Raw genomic sequence first — 5,587 nt, forward strand, 5'->3', positions numbered from 1 at the left:
GGTGAAGCCTAGTCGCAGCCCCCTAGGCGTGATCGACCCACTCGGCGTCGCCGGAGGTGAAGGTCTGGTGCTTCCACACCGGCACGTCGGTCTTGAGCTCGTCGATCAGCCGCCGGCAGGCCTCGAATGCCTGCGCCCGGTGTGCCGCGGAGGCCGCCACGACGACCTCCAGGTCACCGATCGTCAGGTCGCCGACGCGGTGCACCGCGGCCAGCGCGACGACGTTGGTCTCGGCCGCGATGCGGTCCGCAACGTCCTGCAGCCGGGCCGTGGCCGTGGGGTGGGACGAGTAGCCCAGCGCGGCGACGCCCTGTCCCCCGTCGTGGTCACGCACCGTCCCGACGAAGACGCACGTGCCGCCCGCGGTGGGGTCGTTGACCGCGGACCAGACCTCGTCGAGGCTGAGCGGCGTCTCGCGGATGGCGATCAGGCGTACGGCACTCATGTCGATTCATCGTAGGGCGAACAGGAGCCGCGGGGGTTCGGTGGATCCGGTCGCTAGTGTGGAGACATGCCAGACGACGAGAACGACGAGCCTCAGAACCCGTTCGCGGGCACTCCCATGGAGCAGATCTTCGGTGCGTTCTCGAGCGGCCAGATCGACATGAACCAGATCATGGGCCAGATGCAGAAGATGTTCGCCCCGCACGAGGGCAGCGTCAACTTCGAGCTGGCCAAGGACGTCGCCCGCCAGACGCTCGCCGCGGCGGGCCCCGATCCCAGCCCCAACTCGGCCCAGCAGGGCGCGGTCGACGACGCGACCCGGCTCGCCGAGCTGTGGCTCGACGGCGCCACCTCGATCCCGGCCGGCGCCACGACCTCGACGGCATGGAGCCGGGCCGAGTGGATCGAGGCAACGGCCGGCACGTGGCAGAAGCTCGTCGAGCCCATCGCCGCGCACGTCGTCAAGGCCATGGGCGACGCGCTCCCGGAGGAGGCCAAGGCGATGGCCGGGCCGCTGTTCGGGATGCTGTCACAGGCCGGCGGCGCGATGTTCGGCCAGCAGGTCGGGCAGGCGCTCGGTGGGCTCGCCGGCGAGGTCGTCTCCTCCACCGACATCGGCCTGCCGCTCGGACCCGAGCGGACCGTCGCGGTGCTGCCGGCGGGCGTCGCGGCGTTCGGCGAGGGCCTCGAGCACCCCGCCTCCGACGTCCTGCTGTACGTCGTGCTGCGCGAGTGCGCCCATCACCGCCTGTTCCACCACTCCCCCTGGCTGCGCTCCGCGCTGGTCGGCGCGATCGAGGAGTACGGCCGGGGCACCCGCATCGACGTGTCCGCGATCGAGTCGCAGATGCGCGGGCTCGACCCGTCCCGCCCGGAAGACATCCAGGAGGCGCTCAACGGCGGCCTGTTCGAGCCCGAGCGGACCGCCGAGCAGCAGAAGGCGCTGGACCGGCTCGAGGCCCTGCTCGCCTTCATCGAGGGCTGGGTCGACGAGGTCGTGTCCGAGGCCACCAAGGACCGCATGCCCGCCGCCACCCCGCTCGCCGAGGCGATGCGCCGCCGCCGGGCCACCGGCGGACCCGCGGAGCAGACGTTCGCCGCCCTGGTCGGGCTCGAGCTGCGGCCCCGCAAGCTGCGCGAGGCGACGACCCTGTGGGCGGCGCTGCGCGACCGGCAGGGACCCGATGCCCGCGACGCGGTGTGGAGCCACCCCGACCTGATGCCGTCCGCGGCCGACCTCGACGACCCGCTGGGCTTCGCGCAGGGTGAGCGCAACGCGCAGAGCGACGCCGACTTCGACACCGCGCTCGGGCAGCTGCTGGACGGCGACCAGGGCCCCACCACCGACCAGGGCGACGAGTGACGCTGCGCGCCGACGCGCACGACGTACTCACCCGCTGGACCGCCCCCGACCCCGAGCAGGAACGTCTGCGGCAGGTCTATCTTGGCCATCTCGACGCCCACGCCGACGCGATGAGCCGGGACTGCCATCCCGACCACCTCACCGCCAGCGTCCTGATCGTCGACGCCGGGCACCAGCGGGTGCTGCTGACGCTGCACCGCCGGATCAAGCGCTGGCTGCAGACCGGCGGGCACTGCGAGGCCGGCGACATCGACCTCACCGCGGCCGCGCTGCGCGAGGGTCGTGAGGAGAGCGGCATCCCCGCCCTGACGATCGACCCCGAGCCGGTGCTGCTGTCCCGGCACGAGGTGCCGGGGTGCGGCCCGATCCGGCCGTCGCACCACCTGGACGTGCAGTTCGTCGCGGTCGCGCCCGAGGACGCGGTCCACGTCATCAGCGACGAGTCGGACGACCTGGCCTGGTTCGACGTCGACGACCTGCCGGCCGAGACGGATCAGTCGGTGCGGGACCTCATTGCTGCTGCCACGACACGCCTTCGAGGAACCCCTTAGCCTGCGTGGCGTGCGGGAACGCGTCGACCAGCGCCCAGAACCGGCGGCTGTGGTTGGCCTCGATCAGGTGCGCCAGCTCGTGGACCAGGACGTAGTCCACGACGTAGGGCGGCATCCCCCGCAACCGGTGGGACAGCCGGATGCTGCGGTCCCCGCTCGAGCAGGACCCCCAGCGCTTGTCCATGTTGGTGACCCACCGCACCGACGAGGGCACCGCGGCCCCGTCGAACCACTGCCGGGACAGCTCCGCCGCCCGGGCCATGAGCTCGTCGTCGCTCGGCCGGACACGCTGCTCACGCCGGTCCAGCCGCTCCACCAGGCTGCGGACGTGCTCCTGCTCGACGGCTCGTGACAGGTTGGCCGGCATCAGGACGATGATCTTGTCGCCCTCGCGATAGGCACGCACCGTGCGCTTGCGCCGCGCGCTGCGACGGATCTCCACCTGGCCCATATGACGAACGTATCCGGTGCCCCCGACAAAGATGTTATCCACAGCCGGATCGGTCCATCCTCGCTGGTCACGGGCGTGGTGTCGACGGTTCGGGCGGCTCGCCCACGGGTTGTTCACCGGCCCGTCCACACCCTCCCTCGGCGTTCCCCACAACTTGTCCCCAGTTTTATCCACAGGCGTGGACAACAATGCGGGAAACTCGCTTGACGGCGCCGCGAAACCGCGCCTAGCGTTCACGCCATCGAGGCTCCCGACGGAGGTCGCAAGGGGAAGGCAAGCTCCGTCGGGGGCCTCCCTCATCGTCCGTGCGGGAGCCACGCCCACGCCGACCCGGAGCCGCACACGAAACTGCGGAGGACCCGGGCGTACCGGGTCCTCCGCAAGATGTGGGAAGTGCGGGGCCTGCGCCCCGCGGGTGGATCTCAGGCCTTGCCGAGGATCCGGTTCAGCTTCGTGCCACAGACCGGGCAGATGCCCTTGGCCATGCGAGTGCCCTTGTCACTGACATGGACCTCTCCCGACGTCTCGCGCTTCTCCTTGCACTTGACGCAGTAGAACTCGCCACTCCATGTTTCCGACATTGCGGCCTCCTTGCCGATGTGGTGCTGATCACTGTCAGCGTACGCGTGAGAGCGGGATTTCACGCTCAGTCCCGCCTTAACGCCCCCGGCGAGTCGCGACACGTGAAAACCCCGTTTCAGCCCCCTATCGCCGTGGCCGGAGCGTTCCGGCGCCGCGCTGTGGACGAGCGGCTGGTCGTGGGGCCGGGACGGGGTCACCCTGTCGGCATGGCCTTCCGTCCCTCGCTGCGTCCCGGCGCCCCGCTGCTGCGGCGCGACGCCACGCACCTGCAGGTCGGCACGTCACCCGGGATCGTGATCCCCGACCGGCCCGGGCTCCTGCCGTTCCTGCGGCTCCTCGACGGCGCCCGGGACGTCGCCCGGCTCGAGGAGCTCGCCCCCGCACGCTGCCCAGAGCTGGTCGGCCGGATCCGCCCGCTGCTGCTTGAGCTGCGCGCCGCCGGGGCCGTCGTGGACGGCGCGACCCTCGTGCGGCCGCGCATCGACCACGAGGTCGCGCTGCAGCACGACGCCGGCAGCGCCTCGCTGGTCGGCTCCGCTCGGGCCCTGCTCGAGGCGGCCGGGCTCACGCACCTGGACTCGACCGAGCCGGCCCTGATCGTCCTGGCCTCGCACGGCGAGCCGGCCCGCTCCGACTTCGAGCGGGCCACGCTGCTCGGCATCGACCACCTCCCGGTCGTGGTCGACGAGGACCGGGTTCGGATCGGTCCCCTCGTCAGCCCCGGGCGGGCCCCCTGCGTCAGCTGCCACGACCGGCACCGCGCCGACTGGGACCCGGCCTGGCCCGCACTGGTCCACCAGCTCGGCCGTGCGTCGACGATCCTGCTCCCCGCGGCGGTCTCGGCCGTCGCGACCCACGCCGCCGCCGGTGAGCTGGCCGTCGAGGTGCTGACGCATGCCGCCGGGGGTCCGGCCCGCACGACCGGGCGCTGCCTGGTTGTCGGGCCCGCGCACGACGCGCGGACGTTCTGGCCCGTCGCGTTCCACCCGGGGTGCTCCTGCGATCTGCTCACCGCGGCGTGACGGGCGATTCGGACTATCCTGACGACGTGCCCGACTCCCCCGACAGCGATCCCGGCAGGTCCCGTCCGATCAGCAGCAGCGCCTTCGCCCGGACCGCGCGTCTGGCTGCCCTGCCGGTCGGGTTCGCCGGACGTACGACGTTGGGCCTGGGCAAGCGGATGGTCGGGGCGCCCGCCAACCTGGTGCTCGACGAGGTGCAGCGACGCACCGCCGACCAGATCTTCAGCGTCCTGGGCCAGCTCAAGGGCGGGGCGATGAAGTTCGGCCAGGCCATGAGCATCTTCGAGGCGGCCCTGCCCGAGGAGTTCATCGGGCCCTATCGCGAGACCCTGGTCAAGCTGCAGGACTCGGCGCCGCCGATGCCGCCGGGCACGGTGCACCGGGTCATGGCCCAGGAGTTCGGCGACGACTGGCGCGCACAGTTCATCTCGTTCCAGGACAAGCCGGCCGCCTCGGCATCGATCGGCCAGGTGCACCGGGCGACGTGGGCCGACGGCCAGGATGTCGCGGTCAAGATCCAGTACCCCGGCGCCGCCAAGGCGCTGCTGTCCGACCTGCGCCAGATCTCCCGGCTGGCCAGGCTCTTCGGCGTCATCGCGCCGGGGCTCGACGTCAAGCCGCTGGTCAAGGAGCTGCAGGACCGGGTCGCCGAGGAGCTCGACTACTCCCTCGAGGCCGGCGCCCAGGGGGTCTTCGCCGCTGAGTTCGCCGACGACCCCGAGATCGTCGTCCCGCGACCATTGGCCCACACCGAGCGCGCCCTGGTCTCGCAGTGGCTCGAGAGCGACGCGTCCCTGGCCCAGATCATCACGACCGGCACGCAGGAGCAGCGCGACCGCTACGGCGAGGCGTACGTCCGGTTCCTGTTCGCCGGACCCAGCCGCGCGGGGATGCTGCACGCCGATCCGCATCCGGGCAACTTCCGGCTCATGCCCGACGGGCGCCTGGGCGTCGTCGACTTCGGGGCGGTCGCCCGGCTGCCCGAGGGCCTGCCGCTGTCGATGGGGCGGCTGCTCCGCCACGCCGTCGACGGCGACTACGACAGCGTGCTCGACGGGCTGCGCGACGAGGGCTTCATCAAGTCCCGCTCCGATCTCGACGCCGACACGATCGCCCGCTACATCGGGCCGTTCGTCGAGCCGGCCCAGGTCGAGCGGTTCACGTTCAGCCGGGA

The 5,587-nt window shown here is 71.9% G+C and carries 7 protein-coding genes; 4 read left to right on the forward strand and 3 right to left on the reverse strand.

Going from position 1 to position 5,587, the window contains the following annotated elements; translation table 11 throughout:
- Nucleotides 1-22: 22 nt before the first annotated feature.
- A complete protein-coding gene (locus JWQ91_RS04005) occupies nucleotides 23-445 on the reverse strand; it encodes a molybdenum cofactor biosynthesis protein MoaE (RefSeq protein ID WP_297781134.1) in 423 nt (140 codons plus the stop codon).
- Nucleotides 446-511: 66 nt separating this feature from the next.
- On the opposite strand from JWQ91_RS04005, the gene JWQ91_RS04010 reads away from it, so the two are divergent.
- Complete coding sequence (locus JWQ91_RS04010) at nucleotides 512-1,807, forward strand: zinc-dependent metalloprotease (protein WP_297781136.1); 1,296 nt, start codon at nucleotides 512-514, stop codon at nucleotides 1,805-1,807.
- Nucleotides 1,804-2,358, forward strand: a complete 555-nt coding sequence (locus JWQ91_RS04015) for an NUDIX hydrolase (RefSeq protein WP_297781138.1) — start codon at nucleotides 1,804-1,806, stop codon at nucleotides 2,356-2,358. Before JWQ91_RS04010 ends, JWQ91_RS04015 begins: the two co-directional genes overlap by 4 nt.
- Here the strand turns inward: JWQ91_RS04015 and JWQ91_RS04020 are convergent.
- Both JWQ91_RS04020 and JWQ91_RS04025 read right to left on the reverse strand, forming a co-directional pair.
- Nucleotides 2,318-2,809 (reverse strand): M48 family metallopeptidase, encoded by a 492-nt coding sequence (locus tag JWQ91_RS04020; protein ID WP_297781139.1) that lies wholly within the window; start codon nucleotides 2,807-2,809, stop codon nucleotides 2,318-2,320. The genes JWQ91_RS04015 and JWQ91_RS04020 overlap by 41 nt on opposite strands.
- 422 nt (nucleotides 2,810-3,231) lie before the next feature.
- Nucleotides 3,232-3,390, reverse strand: a complete 159-nt coding sequence (locus tag JWQ91_RS04025) for a DUF5679 domain-containing protein (RefSeq protein WP_162891075.1) — start codon at nucleotides 3,388-3,390, stop codon at nucleotides 3,232-3,234.
- Nucleotides 3,391-3,597: 207 nt separating this feature from the next.
- On the opposite strand from JWQ91_RS04025, the gene JWQ91_RS04030 reads away from it, so the two are divergent.
- Entirely contained in the window at nucleotides 3,598-4,413 is an 816-nt protein-coding gene (locus JWQ91_RS04030) for a hypothetical protein (RefSeq protein ID WP_297781143.1), read from the forward strand.
- A 26-nt stretch (nucleotides 4,414-4,439) separates the two neighbouring features.
- Nucleotides 4,440-5,587: AarF/ABC1/UbiB kinase family protein (locus JWQ91_RS04035; RefSeq protein WP_297781147.1), on the forward strand; the 1,148-nt coding region annotated here is incomplete at its 3' end.

The organism is Aeromicrobium sp., from assembly GCF_025965075.1.
Classification (GTDB): domain Bacteria; phylum Actinomycetota; class Actinomycetes; order Propionibacteriales; family Nocardioidaceae; genus Aeromicrobium.